This is a genomic window from Acinetobacter sp. YH16052, from assembly GCF_013417155.1.
Lineage (GTDB): Bacteria > Pseudomonadota > Gammaproteobacteria > Pseudomonadales > Moraxellaceae > Acinetobacter.
Genome location: NZ_VPEO01000024.1, coordinates 1 through 19,481, shown reverse-complemented (window position 1 = coordinate 19,481; position 19,481 = coordinate 1). Strand labels below are relative to the sequence as shown.

Sequence of the window (19,481 nt, the reverse complement as noted above, 5' to 3'; positions counted from 1 at the left end):
GCCTAAGTTATTTTTAAATATATATTTAAATATCAATATCTTAATATTTAAAACTGCTTTCTTATAATTACATTTACCCAGATATAGTTACAAAGATATACATGATTTCAGATTTATTCGCCACCAATCGAACATTCAAAATTGGTTCTTTCTACCGTACAACGCGCGCGTTTCAATACGTTCATCATGCCCTGATCATAAATCCCCTGTTTGGTTAAATCGATCCGCCCATCACGCAGAATCTTTTGGTAGGCCACACGATCTTCACGGCTTAGATTCAGAATATATTTGCTTGGAATCTCAGCTTCCATGCGCTTGACCATGGCAAAGCTGCGCGGTAACTGTTTCACAAACCAGTTTCGGGATTGTGCGGCAAAGCTTGCCGGGAACTTTTCCTGACGAATAATCAGATCAGCAGTGACATTAATCACCGGAAAATTAATCATTGCGCCTTGACGGCCTAGTCCTTTCTGTAATTCTAGCGGTTTAAATGCATAAGCCGGTGCAGCGACAATATCCACTTCGCCCTGATTAAACTTGCGAATAAAATTGGAAATTTCCGACATGACCGGTACTGCTTCAATCCGGTCGACCATGATTTTTTGCGCATAGTCATAATGCAGCACGGCAAATTTCTTGCCTTTGACCTGTTCCAGTTTATTTAGAGTACGATCACGAACAAAAATATAGGCTGGGCCAATCTGACCAATACCCGCCACTTCGAATTTTTCTTTGCCAATCTGGGTGATCAGGCGTTTGCTATTGCGTTTATCCAGTACATAGCTGATGGCTTTCATGGCAATGTCATTATTCGGCACGCCGCCAATTGCATCAATCGATCCAGCAAATTTGTTATAAGCCCGGGCACGCATTGAGGTCATATAGAAGGCATCACATTTTCCGGCTTTGACGTCCTGATCGACCTTGGCTTCATCCTGATAAGCGCTTAGCTGAATTTCGGCACCCCAGCCTTTTGCTGCCAGCGCCCATTCCTCCAGCAGTTTGTAAGACTCACCAGATTTCCCCAGTAAATCAAAAACACAGACATTCACTCTGGCTTGAGTTGAAGTCGACACCAAAATGCCCAGTGCCGATAAAATTAAACATCCCTTTTTCATTTTTATTTGACTCTATGATATTTTTTGCTCCATCAGCCTGAACTATAAACCACTGTTCATGCATAAAATAGAGTTTTTACTCAACTTATGCGTCCACCCTAGATCAATTGACAGAGGTGAAAAGCACACTCATTTCAGCAAAAACGGTAAGATTTTTCATTTTCACAGGGCTTTCCTTTAGAATAGGCGCATCTTATTTCTTAGCTTTGATTTCTCAATGATTCAGTTAGACCAGTTATCTATACGTCGCGGTGGACGTGTTTTATTTCAAAAAGCGTCGATGCAGTTACACCCAGGATGGAAAATTGGCCTAACCGGTGTCAATGGTGCTGGAAAATCAACCCTGTTTTCAGCCTTGCTCGGCGGCATGGAATCGGACACCGGTTCGCTGACCCGACCTGCGGTATGGACCGTAGCGCATATGGCTCAGGAAATCAAAGCACTGAATATGAAAGCCATTGATTTCGTCTTGTCGGGCGATGAAGAATACTGGGATATTCAGCAGAAACTCGATCAACCGGATCAACTGGATGATGCAGAACTGGCTCATTTATATGGCCGTTTTGATGAAATTTCAGGTTATTCTGCTCCTGCCAAAGCTTCACAACTGATGGCTGGTCTGGGCTTCTTTGAACATCAATCACAGCTGGATGTTTCAAGTTTTTCCGGTGGCTGGCGTATGCGTTTGAATCTGGCACGTACCCTGATGAGCCGATCAGACTTACTGCTCCTCGATGAACCAACCAACCATCTGGACTTGGACGCAATTCTCTGGCTCGAAGACTGGCTGAAAGCCTATGAAGGTACGCTGGTACTGATTTCGCATGACCGGGACTTCCTCGATGCGATTACCGATCACATTTTACATATCGAAAATCAGGAACTGATTTTATATACCGGTAACTATTCGACTTTCGAGCGTACCCGTAGTGAACGTCTGGCGCAGCAGCAACAGGCGTATGAAAAGCAGCTGGAAACCCGCGCGCATCTGCAAAAATATATTGACCGTTTTAAAGCACAAGCGACCAAAGCCAAACAGGCACAGAGCCGGATCAAACAGCTGGAACGTATGCAGGAACTATCTGCTGCCCATGTCGATACACCATTTACTTTCAGTTTCCGCGAACCGACCAAAATGAGTTCGCCGTTATTGCAACTGGAACATGCCGATATTGGTTATGGCGACAAGCTGATTGTGACCAATGTAAATTTACAGATCACGCCCAACAGCCGGATTGGGTTACTCGGGATGAATGGTGCAGGTAAATCCACGCTGATTAAATCGCTGGTCGGTGACCTGAAACTGATTCAGGGCCTGCGTAAAGATTCAGAGCTACTGAATATTGGTTATTTTGCCCAGCATCAGATGGATGCACTGGATGGTAATGCCAGTCCGATGTTACAGCTGGCACGTATTGCCGATAAAAAAATCAGTGAAGCCAGCCTGCGTTCTTTCTTGGGTAGTTTCGGTTTTAGTGGCGAACGTATGGATACGCCGAGTGAAAGTTTTTCGGGTGGTGAACGTGCACGTTTGGCCCTAGCGCTGATTGTTTGGCAGCGTCCGAATGTACTGATTCTGGATGAGCCGACCAACCATTTAGACCTCGATATGCGTCATGCACTGACCATGGCCTTGCAAGATTTCCAAGGCGCGGTGGTTCTGGTTTCGCATGAACGTCAGCTCATCGCCAGTGTCTGTGACGAACTGCTACTGGTACATAATGGTCAATGCCGAGAATTTGACGGCGATCTCACCGCCTATGCTGACTGGTTACGCCAAGCCCGTATTGAAATGATCAAAAATGGACAGAAGCCAGCAGAACCGGTGAAATCCCAAGTAGAAGTCAAACCCACCATTTCCAAACTGGACAAGGAAGCACAACGTAAGGAAGCTGCTCGCCAGCGGGAACTAAGTCGTCCGATTCGCAAGAATATTGAAAAATGCGAAGCACAGATGGCCAAACTGCAGCCACGACTGGCTGAAATTGAAAGCTTGCTGGGTGACAGTGCTTTATACGAAGCATCACGTAAAAATGATTTGCTGAAACTGATGAATGAGCAAACCGAGCTAAAAGCCAAACTGGAAACAGCCGAAGAGCAAATGCTGGAACTGATGATGGAACTGGAAAGTCTGGAACAGTCTTTCTAAAGCTCTTTTAGTAAGATTTAATATAAGAGAGATGGGTAACCAGCGTTGCTCATCTCTTTTTTATTCACTATTTTTAATGTTTTCTCTTCCATTTTTGCACCTGTATTTTTTTCATCTAGTTCTAGATGTTTCTTTAATCCCGTTCTTTTCTATTCATTCGACACATAAGGTCACGAATTACGTAAACCCTATATAAGTTTATTTTTTAAACAGTTGAATGCCTTATTTCATACATTAATTTACAGCACACTGTTTCCTCCTAAGGCTCTAATACAAGTGTTTTTTAATTTTTGGCAGCCTTGCTACGAGTCTGTTTAATGTTGAACTAGAGAGAGGAAATCCGCATGCGTGCTCTTACCTATCATGGTGCTCGGGATGTACGAGTTGAATCCGTTCCAGATCCAGTGATTCAGGAACCAGATGACGTTATTTTAAGGGTGACAGCCACCGCCATCTGTGGCTCAGATCTGCATTTATACCGGGGCAAAATTCCGGCCACTGAAGACGGTGATATTTTCGGCCATGAATTTATGGGAATTGTAGAAGAAGTCGGCCCTGAAGTAACCGAAGTCAAAAAAGGTGACCGGGTGATTATTCCCTTTGTGATTGCATGCGGTCACTGTTTTTTCTGTGAACATGAACTCATGGCTGCCTGTGAAAATACCAATACTGGCCGTGGTGCAATTCTCAATAAAAAACAGATTCCACCAGGTGCAGCTTTATTTGGCTTTAGCCATCTGTATGGGGGTATACCGGGTGGTCAGGCCGAATATGTGCGGATTCCCAAGGGCAATGTCGGACCATTTAAAGTACCAGGTTCCCTGCCTGATGAAAAAGTATTATTCCTGACCGATATTCTGCCAACCGCGTGGCAAGCAGTAAACAATGCCCAAGTTGGTCGAGGTTCCAGTGTGGCGATTTATGGTGCCGGTCCGGTCGGTCTGCTGGCTGCTGCCTGCGCGCGGATGCTCGGTGCCGAGCAGATCTTTATGGTCGATCACCATCCTTACCGTCTGCGTTTCGCACATCAAACCTATGGGGTAATTCCTGTCAATTTTGATGAAGTCGATGCTGCTGAATTTATCATTCAAAACACCACAGGTTATCGTGGAGTCGATGCCGTCATTGATGCGGTCGGTTTTGAAGCCAAAGGCAGCATGCTGGAAACCGTAATGACTAACCTGAAATTAGAAGGTTCGAGTGGTTCAGCGTTAAGACAATGTATTGCAGCGGTCCGCCGCGGCGGTGTGGTGAGTGTACCTGGAGTTTATGCCGGTCCAATTCACGGCTTCCTGTTTGGTGATGCCTTTGACAAAGGTTTAACCTTTAAAATGGGACAAACTCATGTGCATAATTACTTGCCGCAGTTGCTAGAACATATTGAAAATGGAGATCTGTCTCCAGATCTGATTATTACCCATCGCATGAAACTGGAAGATGCTGCGGAAGGTTACCGTATTTTTGATAAAAAGGAAGAAGACTGTCGTAAAGTCATTCTAACACCATAAATATGATTAAAAAAAAGCGCCGTCAGGCGCTTTTTTATTTTTCATCGTCATTTTATCAATCCTCTTTTTCTTATTCCTAATCAATATCATTTCAGCGATTCCCTCCCTCTTTTCTATCGAGTAATAAAAGAAATGCCCGATTTTCAATAATGAAATCAAGAAATAACTCAAAAATGAGAAATAAAAAAGTTAAGCAAAAATCGATAAAAGTATGATTTTAAATAAAAATGAAAGTTCACTTGATTATTAAATCAATTATGTAGTTTAGCTACATCTTGAGTTTTTAGTTAACAATATGTTCCACGGTAATGATTAGAGAAACTACACTATATTTACAAGTATTTAATTTATAATAATTTTTTATTTTAAAGCCAATCCAAGGAATAGTCTGGTCATACTAGCAATATATCGCCAAATCCCTTTTAAATTTAAAATGCCATTTTAAATTTAAAAACACTTACCCACAAGACAAGAGAGTTTAAATTTGAATTTAAAATGAAGAATTAATACATGGATTAAAGTTTGTGGAAAAATATTATCTTATTCACATAAAAATTATGGATAACTTCAGAGTTATCCACATCTCTGATCAGGCTTTCTAGATGCTTGAAGCAATATTATTCACGTATTATTTAGCGTATTAGACCAAGTTTCTTATAAGCTATTGAAAATTTAAAATTTAGTTTTAGCAGCTTTTTATTTATTTTTGAGATATTGGATCTTCTGAATAGGCGATTTATTATTTTTTAGTCGAATCCACCTAAAGTATTCGATCTGTTTTTATTACACGCATCTTTAAATACCACTTTGACTGATCCAGTTTTCACCTAGTGTCGTGAACTGCATGCAAACTTCTCATCGTATAAAGAACGTCTTTCTACCTCACTTTCCTATTCAAAAATTATTTTAGAAGTTCTGATGCAGATCATTTTTATAACGATAGATTCACTCCAGATTTCAGGTATTCTCCCGAGTTGGTAATCTCTATACATAAACCCTTTCTTAGAGTCGATCCAGCTTATTCAACTTGGCTTTTAAAAACTAAAATGAACCTGTTCTATATCCAAAAATCTGTCCAAAATTACTTTATTCTGCCTAACTCACAGGATATGAGTAAAAAATTTATCTAAAAAAGCGCCTCGAAAGGCGCTTTTTAGTTTTGATTTTATCCTGAGGGATCAGGCATCAATATCTGCATTTAAGGCATTTTCTTCAATGAAGGCACGACGTGGTTCTACGTCATCGCCCATCAGGCAAGAGAACATACGGTCTGCTTCAATCGCGTCGGTAACTGTCACTTGCAGCATATTGCGGTTGTCTGGATCCATGGTGGTTTCCCACAACTGCTCTGCATTCATCTCACCCAGACCTTTATAGCGCTGGATCATCATGCCACGACGTGAGTCCTGCAAGATATGTTGCCAAACTTGATGGAAATTGCTGACCTGAATCTTGCGATCGCCTTTTTGTAAATATGCACCCTCTTCAAGCAGGCTAAACCAGCTCTTCGAGTTCTTTAATAAACGCGCATATTCACTTGAACCTAATAGTACCGAGTCTAACAGGTAGCTATGCGGCAAGTTATGTACATAGATCGTGATACGTGGCAACCAGCTTGCAGTTTTTTGACCATCTGCCAGTTCTTTTTCAAAACGTTCCAGGGTTAATTCTGGACGCAATGTTGGCTGGATGGCTTCAATCGCTGCACGCAGATTCTCACCCCATGTTTCGACATAGGTTTTGTCTTCTAGCTGATCCAGCTTAAAGCCTTCCAATGACAGTAGGGCATCAAGCAGACTCGCAGGATAACGCTGGGTCAAACGTGCCAAGCTCTTCTGGGAAGTCTGATAATCAGCAATCACATTCGCCAGTGCTTCACCACGAATCGCAGGCGCTTCTGCACTGATATGCAGTTCCAGCTCATCAATCGCATTCGAAATTAGGTAAGTCTCCAGTGCATCATTGTCCTTGATGTACTGTTCCTGCTTACCTTTTTTCAGCTTATATAATGGTGGCTGTGCGATATAAATATGACCACGTTCCACAAGTTCCGGCATTTGACGGAAGAAGAACGTCAACAGTAAGGTACGGATATGCGAACCATCCACGTCAGCATCGGTCATGATAATGATTTTGTGATAACGCAGTTTGTCCGGATTATATTCTTCACGACCAATACCACAGCCCAATGCGGTAATCAGCGTACCGACTTCAGCAGAGGAAATCATGCGGTCAAAACGGGCACGTTCCACGTTCAGGATCTTACCTTTCAGCGGTAAAATCGCCTGCATTTTACGGTTACGACCTTGCTTTGCCGAACCACCTGCAGAATCACCCTCGACCAAGTATAGCTCAGACAATGCTGGATCTTTTTCCTGACAATCGGCCAGTTTACCTGGAAGACCGGCAATATCCAGCGCACTCTTACGACGTGTCATTTCACGTGCTTTACGCGCTGCATCACGCGCACGTGCTGCATCAATGATCTTGCCAGCAATCGCTTTGGCTGCTTGTGGATTTTCCAATAAATATTCAGAAAATGCCTTATTCATGGCCTGTTCGACAGCAGTTTTTACTTCACTCGACACCAGTTTTTCTTTGGTCTGTGAAGAGAATTTTGGATCAGGCACCTTGACTGACACAATGGCAGTCAAGCCTTCACGTGCATCATCACCCGATACCGCAACTTTTTCCTTTTTCAGGATATTTTCGCTGTCCATGTAGTTATTTAAACCACGGGTCAACGCAGCGCGGAAGCCGGCCAAATGCGTACCACCATCCTTTTGCGGGATGTTATTGGTAAAGCAACGCACATTTTCCTGATAAGAATCATTCCACTGTAATGCAACTTCTACCGTAATGCCGTTGTCAGCCTGCGCAGCAGTAAAATGAAAAATATCATTCAGGTGAGTTTTGCCTTCGTTAATATATTTAACGAACTCAGACAGACCACCTTCATAATCAAAGACATGCTCGGCATTAATGCGTTCGTCACGCAGCACAATACGCACACCTGCGTTCAGGAACGACAGTTCACGCAAACGACGCGCCAAAATATCAACATTAAAAATGGTCTGACTAAAAGTCTCGGCACTTGGCCAGAAACGGACACGAGTACCGGTTCTATCGGTATCGCCCACTACTTTTAATGGATATTGAGAATCGCCATGACGGTATTCTTGTTCATGAATTTTACCGGCACGGTGAATGGTCAATTCGAGTTTTTCAGACAGTGCGTTGACTACGGAAACACCGACACCATGCAGACCGCCAGACACTTTATAACTGTTGTCGTCGAACTTACCACCGGCATGCAGAATGGTTAAAATCACCTCTGCTGCAGACACACCTTCTTCAGGGTGAATGTCGGTCGGAATACCACGACCATTATCAGAAACTGAAACCGATTCATCTTCATGGATCGTCACTATAATTTCATCACAGTGGCCTGCCAAGGCTTCATCAATCGAGTTGTCGACTACTTCAAACACCATGTGGTGCAGGCCTGTACCATCGTCTGTATCACCAATGTACATGCCCGGACGCTTACGGACTGCGTCTAAACCACGTAATACCTTGATGCTAGAGGAATCATAAGCCTTTTCAATGGTTTGTTCTGTTTGAGAAGCAGCTTGATCTTCTGAACTCATGGTTTCTCCCTAGTGAAAAATAGGTCTATCCAAAGATGGGTAAAACTCAAAAAATATTATTGCACAACTTGAACTGTACCGTTTTCAACACTGAATAACTGATATGAGATAGACAAATCATGTAAGTGCTTTTGTACTGATTCATGGTCTAAGGTGGTAATAAAAACTTGACTACCAAGTTGGCTCAATCGCTCAATTAAACGTTGTTGTGCGGTTAAATCTAATTCTGCTGTCACATCATCTAATAATACCACAGTTTCCTTATTACAAGAATGTAGCATTGCGATTTGCGACAGTTTTAGTGCGATCATCAGCAGCTTTTTCTGCCCGCGCGACAGGATCACATCAGCATCCCCCATCGGGGTCTTTAAACGCAAATCTGCGCGATGTGGGCCATATTCGGTATAGCGTCGCTCACAGTCTTTTTCATGCTGGTTGGTCAGATCATTTAGCAGGCCGGTTTCACTATGAAAGCCCGGACTGTATTCCAGACTGACTTGCAATTCAGGTAATAACTGTTTCAGATCATCTTCAAAAAATGGCTTCCATTGTTCCACAATCCCGACACGTTGCGAGTGCAGGATTTCACCATATTCACTCAGCATCTGGTTCCACGGTTCCAGATCAGACAGACTGAGAAAGCGTTTGCTTTTGAGCAGACTATTTCGCTGTTTCAGCGCACGAGAATAATATTGCCAGGCATGATAAAACTCTGGTTCCACGTGGAACATTAACCAGTCGAGCAATTGACGTCGTGGTTTGGCACCATGATCGATGATATCGGTACTTTGTGGATCAATCAGTTGCAAGGGTAACAGTTTGGCCAGTTGTCCCTGAGTTGCCACTAGATCGCCATTGACCTTGATCAACTGTTCCCCGCTGGCCATTTTTTGCATGCCTATTTTTTCAGTCGCAGATTGTGCAAACACAATCGCATCCTGTGCGCCATGCTGGATATAATTTTTGGGAATATGGGTACGGAAAGAACGACCAGCAGCAAGTAAATGAATCGCCTCTAAAATCGAGGTTTTACCTGAACCATTTTGGCCATAAAAAACATTAAACGGCTGCAATCCTTGGAGAGCAACCGTCTTTAAATTCCGCACACGCTCAATATGTAAACGCGTAATATGCATGTCTTATATAAATATCAAGAGCCGCGGCTTAAACACGCATCGGCATGACGACATAGGTTTGATCCGTATGCGCCGGGTCTTGTACCAAGACAGACTGATTCGCTTCAGTCATGGTCATTGACACATCATCGCCATCAAGCACACCGAGTACTTCAATCAGATACTGCGCATTAAATGACATTTCTAGCGGTGAATCAGCATATTGAATCGCCAGATCTTCAATCGCTTCATCCTGCTCCGGGTTATTGGCGCGAAGTTGCAAAGAATCGGCATTGAAGTTCAAAAACACACCACGCAGCTTTTCATTACTTAAAATCGCCACACGTTGCAAAGACTGCTTGAACACGTCATGTGCGATCATCACCACTTTGTCGCCACCACGTGGAATCACACGGCGATAATCCGGGAATTTACCATCAATCAGCTTGGTGGTGAAACGTACGGTAATATCTGCCTGTTCCTTGTCACGGCTTGGCATATTGATGGTCACATTGAGCAGTTCACGACCAATCAATAGAGATAATTGCTCATCTTCAACGCTGAGCAGGCGCTGTAATTCTGCAACGGCCTTACGTGGCACAATCGCCTGAATCGGCTGTGATGCAGTGGATTGTGCCGCTGTTTCACACAGTGCCAGACGGTGGCCATCGGTGGTCACAGCACGTAGCTGATTGGTATCAATTTCCAGCAAGGTACCGGTCAGGTAAAAACGCACATCCTGAACCGCCATGGCAAAAGCAGTTTTTTCAAACAGGCGTTTCAGTTCACGCTGTGTCACCGTTACTTGCGTGCCTTGGGTATTTTCAGTATTCAGTAATGGATAATCATCAGCAGGCAATGTCCCCAGTACAAAACGGCTGTTGCCTGATTTGAGGATGCAGCGCTGATCTTCAGTAATATGCAAATCCACGAGTGCCGCTGAAGGAAGTGACTTACAGATATCAATCAGCTTACGTGCGGGAACTGTGGTCTCGCCTTCCTGCAAACATGCACCTTCAGCCAGTGCTGTACTTGCCACCAGTTCGACTTCCAGGTCGGAACCGGTCACGGTTAATGTTTGCGCAGTCACCTGAATTTTCAGATTAGACAGGATATTCAAGGTATGGCGACGTTCAACCGCTCCTACGACATGTGAGAGAACATTCAGTAAGCTTTCTTTCGCGATTTTTAAACGCACGGTGCATTCCTCTAAAGCTGAAGATTAATATAGAAAAAGTGATTTTTTGACGGTTTACTATGCGGCAAAAGTAGCCGCATAGCAAGAATAGAATTTGAGCGATTTAGGTCAACTTTGCAACAGACGTTGCAGGTTTTTATAGTCTTCATTAAAGATCGGATCTTCTTCACGCAGACTCTGTACTTTCTCGCAAGCATGCATCACGGTACTGTGATCACGACCGCCAAAAGCCATGCCAATTTCCGGAAAACTGTCGCCGGTTAATTCACGGGCCAGTCCCATCGCCAGCTGACGTGGACGGGCATAAATACGTGTCCGTTTTGGACCGACCAGTTCTTTCAGTGGAATGCGGAAATACTCACTCACGACACGCTGAATATTCTCGGTACTGATGGTACGGGCACGAATCGCCAGCACATCTTTTAAAGATTCACGCACCACATCTAGATCAATTGGTGTGCCTTTAAAACGTGAAATCGCCACTACTTTGTTCAGCGCACCTTCAAGCTCACGCACGTTGGCCACCACCTGCTGGGCAATAAACAGCGCACAGTTACGTGGTAAATCAACCTGGTTGCTTTCGGCTTTTTTCAGCAAAATTTCAATTCGGGTTTCAATATCTGGTGGTTCAACCCCAACCGATAAGCCCCAAGAAAAACGTGAAACCAGACGTGGATCCAGTTCGGTTAGTTCTTTAGGATAACGATCCGAAGTCAAAATAATTTGCTTGGATTCATCCAGCAGTGCGTTAAAGGTGTAGAAAAACTCGACCAGGCTGGCTTCTTTACCGGCCAGCAAGTGAATATCATCGACCAGTAATAAATCCAGAGAACGGCAGTTTTTCTTAAATTCTTCAACTTTGCCTTGCTGCAACGAGCTGACAAAGTCCTGCACAAAACTTTCAGCAGTCATGTACATGACGCGTGCATTCGGTTTGGCTTGCAACAATGCATTACCGACCGCCTGCATCAAATGGGTTTTACCCAGACCCGTCGGACCATATAAAAATAAGGGGTTGTGCTGTGAAGCACCCAACTGGGTCAGTACCTTGCGACAGGTTTCTGCCGCCATCTGGTTAGATCGGCCTTCCACAAACAGCGAGAAGGTAAACAATGGATTCAACTGACGTCTACGGCTATTTTTGCCGCTGTCTTCTTTTTCTTTCTTCGGTTTCGGCACCGGCATCGGTGTCGAGGTCAATGCCGCAGTCGTGGTCGCCGGTTGTTCACTGGCAGATAAAATCGCCCCTGGACGTGAATCCACTAAAATTTCGACCTTGCGTACCCGTCCTTCAGACAATTGCTCTGCCAGAATCGTGATCAGTTCCAGATGATGTTCTTGAATGTAACGCGTCCAGTAAGGATTAGGTGCATACAAACGCAAGCTGTCTTCCAGCTCTTCTGCAACCAATGGGCGAATCCACATTGTAAAGACATTTCCAGAGAGCTCTTGTCGCAGGCGATTTAAGCAGTCCGTCCAAAGCATGTGAATCCCCTATTCATTCCATTGTTCATTCAAAAAAGATGACCGCGACCAAAAGCGGGTCGCCATTCTAACCAAGTTATCCACATCTGTCATGGCAATTTCCACAAAAACTGTGCAAAAAGAAATCACCATGCATAAATTTAAATTTAAAACCCAGTGTGGATAAGTTTATCCGCAAGTTGTGGATAAAATATATCATAAAGTTATCCACAAAGTATAAAATTAATAGAAACAGTTTTATCCACAATATAAGTTCATGTTTAAATAAATAAAAAGTGGCTTATCCATAGAAAAAGCGCTTCCTAATAGTAATAAATTTAAATTTATAAATTTGAATTTATTTATAAGATCACTGGTTTTTGTGGATAACTCAAAAAATTTCAAATTTAAATTCAAAACTGTAAGTTAAATTTAAACTTTGGATAACATGTGGATAACTTTGTTGATAGAGTTGTTTATAACTTATATATATTTATATAACAATGACTTAACTTGTGATTAACTTGTATTGCACTATTTTTTATCCAGTTCTCTGAAAAACCAGGATCTTTATCTTTTTTGATCTTATTTGAAAAGAAAACCGCTTTTGCATTGACAGCTCAAGCAATGAGCACTAAAATCGCGGACCTTCATAGAAAGATCATTTTTTGGAGTTTCAATATGAAACGTACATTCCAACCGTCTGAATTAAAGCGTAAGCGTGTTCATGGTTTCCGTGCTCGTATGGCTACTAAAGCTGGTCGTCAAGTATTAGCTCGCCGTCGTGCAAAAGGTCGTCATAGCTTAACTGTTTAATCAGTTACGCTAAGACGATTTTGGGTGTTATGACAAAACTTTATAGTTTTGGCACAGAGTTGCGATTACGCTGTGCTGCCGATTATAAAGGTGTCTTTGATGGTGCGCTTTTTAAAGTGCATCAACCCCATTTCTTATTTCTTGCAAAACATTCCGAACTGCCAAATAGCCGTTTGGGTTTAGTTGTTGCCAAGAAGAAAGTGCGACGCGCACACGAAAGAAATCGAGTAAAACGACTTGCTCGCGAAAGTTTTCGCCTGCATCAACAGCAATTAGATGACTTAGACATTGTAATTATGCCGAAAATGGGTGTTGAAGCAGTGCCTAATGCAGAATTGCACCAGCAATTACAATTTGCCTGGCAGAAACTGAACCGTCTTGCCAAAAAGCATTCAAAAATAGCCCCCTCCCCACAAAAGTAGAGTTGGCCAATGGTACGTTTACTGCATTGGTTGATCCGTTTCTATCAGATTGCGATTAGTCCTCTTCTTGGACCGCGCTGTCGTTATATTCCAACTTGTTCTCAATATTCCTTGGAAGCAGTCCAGATGCATGGCGCTGGGCGTGGAGTGTGGCTGGCTACTAAACGTATTTGCCGTTGTCATCCGTGGGGGGGCTCGGGATATGATCCTGTTCCCTCAAAAGCGATTCGTTTTATTTCATTTCAGCAAATAGATTCTCAAACGCTTCACGTTGCTGTACCCTTTCGTGATCGTTTATTGAACCAAAATCACTCTCACCACTTGGGGTAATACATATGCAACAATGGGCCAGGATTGCAATTCTCGGAGCCATGTTTGTTGTCGCATATTTGCTCATTTTGGCGTGGCAAAAAGATTATGGAAATGCTGAAACAAAACCGCAGCAGGAAACTGCTGTTGTTTCGCATGACGTATCTGCAGATTTGCCAAATGGTCAGACGGCTACAGTTGCCTCTGATCTGCCACAAGCAAATGTGCCAGCACAGCAAGCCACGGATGCCACAGCACCTGTAAGTCAGCAGCTTATTTCAGTACAAACTGACCTTTATCATCTTTGGATCAATCCGAAGGGTGGTGATATTGTTCGTATTGAATTACTCAATCATGACAAGAACAAAGACAGCGATGAACCGTTCGTCATGCTGGAAAGCGATGCGAAACGTACTTATGTCGCTCAGTCTGGCCTGATCGGTCTGAATGGACCGGACAGCAGCCGTAACGGCCGTCCAATGTATGAGCTGGAGAAAACTGCTTATACTCTGGCAGATGCGAAAACAGTCAAATCCAAAGATGGTGAAAACCTGAAAGTATTGTCTGTACCGCTAGTGTTTAAAACCGCTGACGGGATCGAGATTATCAAGACCTTCAATTTCACTGAAGGTGAATATCCGGTCGTGGTAAATCACAAAGTGGTTAACCGCAGTGGCCAGACCTGGCAAGGTCAGATGTTCGGTCAGATCAAACGCGATAACTCGGAAGATCCAGGCAAATCCGATCAGGGGATCTTCACGCTGGGAACATTCCTGGGCGGTGCATGGGGTACCCCGGACGAGCAGTACAACAAGCTTAAATTCGACAACTTTGTTGAAGAAGAAGTCAGTACTGAAGCGACAGGTGGTTGGGTGGCAATGGTACAGCACTACTTTGTCAGTGCATGGGTTCCAGGTCAGCTAAAGTTGACTCAAGGCAATGGCGAAGCTTATAGCGCCAAGCTTGAATCACGTAAATCAACCGATAACATGAACATCATCGGTTTTACCTCCCCGACGTTCAATGTGCCAGCAGGTACAGTAGCTGAAATTGATGCGACTTTCTATTCAGGTCCAAAAATCCAGTCAGAACTGAAAGATTTGGCTGCGGGTTTAAACCAGACCGTTGATTATGGCTGGTTATGGCCAATCGCGAAATTACTGTTCGTGGGTCTTGAATTCTTCCATGGTCTGGTAGGTAACTGGGGCTGGGCAATTATTCTGTTGACCGTTCTGGTGAAAGTGATCCTGTGGCCATTGTCGTCGAAGAGCTATCGCTCGATGGCGAAAATGCGGGTGATTGCGCCAGAAATGCAACGCATGAAAGAAGAGTTCGGTGAAGACCGCATGCGCTTCTCTCAAGAAATGATGGCATTGTACAAACGTGAACAGGTCAATCCGCTTGCCGGCTGTTTACCGCTATTATTACAAATGCCGATTTTCCTGGCCTTGTACTGGGTGTTGATGGAATCTGTGGAACTGCGTCATGCGCCATGGATGCTATGGATTCAGGATTTGTCTTCAATGGATCCTTGGTTCATTCTGCCGTTGTTGATGGGCTTGACGATGTATATCCAACAGTCGTTAAATCCACAACCGACCGATCCAATGCAGGCAAAAGTCTTCAAGTTTATGCCGATTATCTTTACCGTATTCTTGTTGTTCTTCCCGGCAGGCTTGGTCCTGTACTGGATCGTAAACAACTTGATCACGATTCTGCAACAAACTTTGATTAACAAGTCTGTTGCCAAAGATCGCGCTAAACGTGATGAGGCCACTCCAGTCAACTAAGTTGTACGGATAGGCTGAATAAATCCGCTTAAGATGGTAATCTTAGGCGGATTTTTTTTAGCTGTACTTTTGAGTCTTTGCAGGTGAATTTTATGCTCAACCGAACCACAACTATTGCTGCGATTGCAACTCCACCAGGACGTGGCGGCGTTGGGGTGATTCGCCTGTCGGGTCCGAAATCCTATGAGATTGCCCAGCAACTGACACAAAAAGAGCTGCCTAAAGCCCGTTTTGCCGGTTTCCGCCAGTTCTACGATGCAGCAGGCGAAGTCATGGATGAAGGTTTAACGATCTGCTTCCCGAATCCAAATTCTTTCACTGGTGAAGATGTCGTAGAGCTGCAAGGCCATGGTGGTCCGGTGATTCAAAATGCTCTGCTTGGTCGTTTACTGGAGCTGGGCGCCACTGCGGCCAAAGCCGGTGAGTTCTCGATGCGTGCTTTTGAGAATGGCAAACTGGATCTAGTGCAGGCTGAAGCAATTGCCGACCTGATTGATGCAACTTCGCAAGCGGCTGCACGTTCTGCGGTGCGTTCACTGCAAGGAGCTTTCTCGACCAAAGTTAATGCAGTTCTTGAGCAGCTGATTCACCTGCGTTTGCATGTGGAAGCCGCGATTGATTTTCCGGAAGAAGAAATTGATTTTCTGGCCGATGGCAAGATTTTAAATCTGCTAGATGGCGTATCCAGTGCAGTCACTCAAGTCCAGCAATCCGCACGTCAAGGTCAGTTGTTACGTGAAGGATTGCAAGTCGTAATTGCGGGTAAACCGAATGCTGGTAAATCTTCGTTGCTGAATGCATTGGCTGGAATTGAACGCGCGATTGTGACCGATATTGCCGGCACCACCCGTGATGTCCTGCATGAAAAGATTACTTTAAATGGTCTGCCGATCACCCTCACCGATACCGCAGGCTTGCGTGAAACTGGCGATATCGTGGAAAAAGAAGGGATCCGCCGCGCGATTAAAGAAATTGAACAGGCCGATTTATTACTCTTGGTCTATGACTTAAGCCAGGGCGAAGATCCGCTGCAACTCGCCCAAGAATATTTTGCCGAACATATCGAGCCAAAACGTTTGATGCTGATTGGCAATAAATGCGACCTGACCGGTGCTGAAGCCGTGATTGGCGATTTAAATGGTTTCCGGCATATTGCAGTCTCTGCCAAACAGGAAACCGGTGTTCAAGCGCTCATAGAGGCGATTACAGCGCATGCAGGCTTCCAGCCTGAGGAAGACACCTTTATCGCCCGTACCCGTCATTTAGACGCAATGAAGCGCACTCGGCTCTATCTGGCTGAAGCGCGTGAACAACTGGTGGTGTATAACGCCGGTGAACTGGTGGCAGAGTCCTTACGTCTGGCGCAAAATGCCTTGGGTGAGATCACTGGTGATTTCAGTGCAGATGATCTGCTGGGCAAAATCTTCGGTTCATTTTGTATTGGTAAATAGTTATTTAATCAACATAAAAAAAGCCCTCAACTGAGGGCTTTTTTTAGACTGGTAGGCGGGATTTTTGATAAGCCCACCACAGCGCAAAACACAATAGACTGATCGCGATACAAAAGCTGATTACGGCGAAATCCAGCCCCCAGTGATCGGCCAGATAACCCACGGCAATGATAGGGACAATAGTGCCCAGATAGGCAATAAATAGATAGGTCGACATCACTGCTGCACGGTTGTCTAAGCTGGTCATTTGATGAATCAGGGCAAAAGCACCCATCAGAGCAAAACCATGGCCAATTCCAAAGCAAATATCACTGATAAAAAATAGCAGGCTGATTTTTGAATACATACATAGAGCCAAAACCATCAGGCTCAAACACATCATCATTAGGCCGATATTCAGACATTTAGACGCTGCGACCGCTTTGGTTATAAACTGCACGATCACTGAAACCACTAAGATACTGGTAATGGCCAGTCCGCTGACCAGAGGGCCATGCCAAGGTAAAATATTTCGGACAAAGGATGGCGACAGGGAAGCAAACAGGCTAAAGGCGGCAAAGGCACTAAAAGCTGTCACTGCAATAATCATAAACACACGATGAAACTGGGCTTCAGGTCGTTGCAGTTTAGGCGCCATGCTAAAGGGCTGCGCCTCAAACTTGGGTGCTTTGATCCAGAACAGGCCAATCAAACACAGCACGGCACCCAGAATAATCGGTAAATATGGCATCACCAAAGGGGCAACGGAAAACTGCGCAATCACACCACCGACCAAGGGTCCCAAACCAAAACCCATTGCGGTGATGATTGAAATCAGTTGTGGTGCAGTGTGTTTATGGCTTTCTGGGATGGTATGCATTAAACCCATCATGGCAGAAGTGGTCATCAGGCCCGAGGCAATCCCAATAATAAAACGGCCAATCGAGAGGATCAGTGCATTCTGGGCAAAAACGGAAATGATGAGACCTAAGGTGATTAGTGCCAGACCAATTTGCAGGGTCCGTAAAAATCCGATGCTGTTACTGGTTCTGCCCAAAAACAACAAGGTCGAGAGACAGCCAAACATATAGGCGACAAAAATGTAGGTGATGTGGCTGGGCAGCAAATGCCAGAGCTGTTGATAAATCGGATAAAGCGGACTGGCCAAAGCGGTGCCAATCGTTCCCATCATTAAAGCCAGGCTGACCATCAAGAACGGTCGCCAGCTGGTCGTTATTGTCATGAAAATGCCGTTATAGTGTTGATCCTTGGCCAATCCATGTCAGGGCGTAGCGAGGAAAATAAAAAGTGTCTGCAGTTTAGAATGGATACAGAAAATCGGTCAAGGTTGAATTAGTAAGATGTTTATCATTTAATATATTTTAATTATATAAAACAATTACTTATTATGAATATTGATGTGTTTTCTAGATAGATTGGAGTTCAATCTAACGCTATACATGGTGTTCCACGTGAAACATTATGAACTTGTTTAACTGAGTCTAAACAGTAACATAAATGTTTGAGAAATTTAAAAGCAGAGCGATTAGAATCGAAGCATATTCTTATCCAATTCATGTAGAACATTCATGTTAAAAAAAACACTGATCATTAGTTTAAGTACATTCATTTCAAGCTGCGCATTTGCCAATATTGATACGGTACAAGCTAATTTGGCAAAAAACAGTCCCAATTTAAAAATTGAAAATATTCAGACCACCGAGATGAAAGGCATCTATAGCGGTTCCATGCAGGGCCAAGTGGTTTATCTGAATGAAGATGCCAAGCATCTGATAGCCGGTCCGATGCTGCGGATTCAGGATCAACATAATCTGACCCGTGATTTAATGCTGAAACAAAATAGTATCGACTGGAAAAAATTACCGCTTCAGGATGCTGTAAAAAGTGTAAGAGGTACGGGTAAACGTCAGATTGCGATCTTTTCTGACCCAAATTGCCCGTATTGTAAAAAGCTTGAGCTAGAGCTGAAAAAACTGAATGACTTGACCATTTATACCTTTATTCTTCCTTTAAAACCCCAGTCGGCTGCTCCTTCAAAACAGGTGTATTGCGAGTCTAATCCAGCTCAGGCATGGGAAGATCTGATTGCTCAAGAAATTCAACCTAAATCGAAAAAAACTTGTGCCAATCCGATTGAACGGAATAAAAAACTGGCTCAGTCTATGGGGGTGAATGGTACACCTGCGATTATTTTTTCCAATGGTTTTAAGGTGATGGGCGCCTATCCGGCAGAGCAGATTGAGCAGATTTTTAAAGAATTCAATTTATAAAAATTAAATAAGGCGGATTCAAGCGGCAAGTGCAACAGTATAAAAACCAGCCATAACTTCACTAGGCGTATACCAACCTAGTGTTTTTCTAGGACGATGGTTGAGTGCAAATTCTATCTGCTCTATTTGTTCGTTTGACACGTCATCAAACGATGATGATTTTGGCAGATATTGCCGGATTAAACCATTCGTATTTTCATTCCTTGCTCGTTGAATAGACT

The 19,481-nt window shown here is 43.8% G+C and carries 15 protein-coding genes; 8 read left to right on the top strand and 7 right to left on the bottom strand.

All coding sequences use genetic code 11. From position 1 onward, the window contains the following. Positions 1 to 113 precede the first annotated feature (113 nt). Positions 114 to 1,118 carry a putative solute-binding protein gene (locus tag FTV42_RS13585; RefSeq protein WP_005094847.1) on the bottom strand — a complete coding sequence of 335 codons (1,005 nt, stop codon included), beginning with the start codon at positions 1,116 to 1,118 and terminating at the stop codon, positions 114 to 116. 217 nt (positions 1,119 to 1,335) lie between these two features. On the opposite strand from FTV42_RS13585, the gene FTV42_RS13580 reads away from it, so the two are divergent. Continuing rightward, positions 1,336 to 3,267 carry an ATP-binding cassette domain-containing protein gene (locus FTV42_RS13580; RefSeq protein WP_180039049.1) on the top strand — a complete coding sequence of 644 codons (1,932 nt, stop codon included), beginning with the start codon at positions 1,336 to 1,338 and terminating at the stop codon, positions 3,265 to 3,267. Between the two features lie 344 nt (positions 3,268 to 3,611). Continuing rightward, positions 3,612 to 4,775, top strand: coding sequence for a zinc-dependent alcohol dehydrogenase (locus tag FTV42_RS13575; RefSeq protein ID WP_001202407.1), 1,164 nt, complete (start codon positions 3,612 to 3,614; stop codon positions 4,773 to 4,775). Between the two features lie 1,178 nt (positions 4,776 to 5,953). Here the strand turns inward: FTV42_RS13575 and gyrB are convergent. The 4 genes from gyrB to dnaA all read right to left on the bottom strand — a co-directional run bounded on the left by gyrB (position 5,954) and on the right by dnaA (position 12,223). Then, complete coding sequence (gene gyrB, locus FTV42_RS13570; protein ID WP_005245546.1) at positions 5,954 to 8,425, bottom strand: DNA topoisomerase (ATP-hydrolyzing) subunit B; 2,472 nt, start codon at positions 8,423 to 8,425, stop codon at positions 5,954 to 5,956. 56 nt (positions 8,426 to 8,481) lie between these two features. After that, entirely contained in the window at positions 8,482 to 9,561 is a 1,080-nt protein-coding gene (recF, locus tag FTV42_RS13565; RefSeq protein WP_180039048.1) for a DNA replication/repair protein RecF, read from the bottom strand. Between the two features lie 28 nt (positions 9,562 to 9,589). Further along, complete coding sequence (gene dnaN, locus FTV42_RS13560) at positions 9,590 to 10,738, bottom strand: DNA polymerase III subunit beta (protein ID WP_180039047.1); 1,149 nt, start codon at positions 10,736 to 10,738, stop codon at positions 9,590 to 9,592. Positions 10,739 to 10,846: 108 nt separating this feature from the next. Then, on the bottom strand, positions 10,847 to 12,223 hold the full coding sequence (gene dnaA / locus FTV42_RS13555; RefSeq protein WP_004281934.1) for a chromosomal replication initiator protein DnaA: 1,377 nt from the start codon (positions 12,221 to 12,223) through the stop codon (positions 10,847 to 10,849). 660 nt (positions 12,224 to 12,883) lie between these two features. Between dnaA and rpmH the strand changes: the two genes are divergently transcribed. The 5 genes from rpmH (at position 12,884) to mnmE (ending at position 16,990) form a co-directional block, all read left to right on the top strand. Further along, positions 12,884 to 13,018, top strand: coding sequence for a 50S ribosomal protein L34 (gene rpmH, locus FTV42_RS13550; RefSeq protein WP_000831329.1), 135 nt, complete (start codon positions 12,884 to 12,886; stop codon positions 13,016 to 13,018). A gap of 29 nt (positions 13,019 to 13,047) precedes the next feature. Then, positions 13,048 to 13,440 (top strand): ribonuclease P protein component, encoded by a 393-nt coding sequence (rnpA, locus tag FTV42_RS13545; protein ID WP_004281932.1) that lies wholly within the window; start codon positions 13,048 to 13,050, stop codon positions 13,438 to 13,440. A gap of 9 nt (positions 13,441 to 13,449) precedes the next feature. Beyond that, positions 13,450 to 13,770 (top strand): membrane protein insertion efficiency factor YidD, encoded by a 321-nt coding sequence (yidD, locus tag FTV42_RS13540; RefSeq protein WP_004281931.1) that lies wholly within the window; start codon positions 13,450 to 13,452, stop codon positions 13,768 to 13,770. 5 nt (positions 13,771 to 13,775) lie between these two features. Further along, a complete protein-coding gene (gene yidC / locus FTV42_RS13535) occupies positions 13,776 to 15,539 on the top strand; it encodes a membrane protein insertase YidC (protein ID WP_180039046.1) in 1,764 nt (587 codons plus the stop codon). A 92-nt stretch (positions 15,540 to 15,631) separates the two neighbouring features. Beyond that, the gene (gene mnmE, locus FTV42_RS13530) at positions 15,632 to 16,990 is read left to right on the top strand and encodes a tRNA uridine-5-carboxymethylaminomethyl(34) synthesis GTPase MnmE (RefSeq protein WP_180039045.1); all 1,359 of its coding nucleotides are present in this window, start codon (positions 15,632 to 15,634) and stop codon (positions 16,988 to 16,990) included. Positions 16,991 to 17,033: 43 nt separating this feature from the next. Here mnmE and FTV42_RS13525 read toward each other — a convergent pair whose 3' ends face one another. Then, complete coding sequence (locus FTV42_RS13525) at positions 17,034 to 18,179, bottom strand: MFS transporter (protein ID WP_180039055.1); 1,146 nt, start codon at positions 18,177 to 18,179, stop codon at positions 17,034 to 17,036. Positions 18,180 to 18,558: 379 nt separating this feature from the next. On the opposite strand from FTV42_RS13525, the gene FTV42_RS13520 reads away from it, so the two are divergent. Beyond that, positions 18,559 to 19,260, top strand: a complete 702-nt coding sequence (locus FTV42_RS13520; protein ID WP_180039044.1) for a DsbC family protein — start codon at positions 18,559 to 18,561, stop codon at positions 19,258 to 19,260. Between the two features lie 18 nt (positions 19,261 to 19,278). Here FTV42_RS13520 and FTV42_RS13515 read toward each other — a convergent pair. After that, a partial coding sequence (locus tag FTV42_RS13515; protein WP_180039043.1) for an IS30 family transposase occupies positions 19,279 to 19,481 on the bottom strand: 203 nt, incomplete at its 5' end.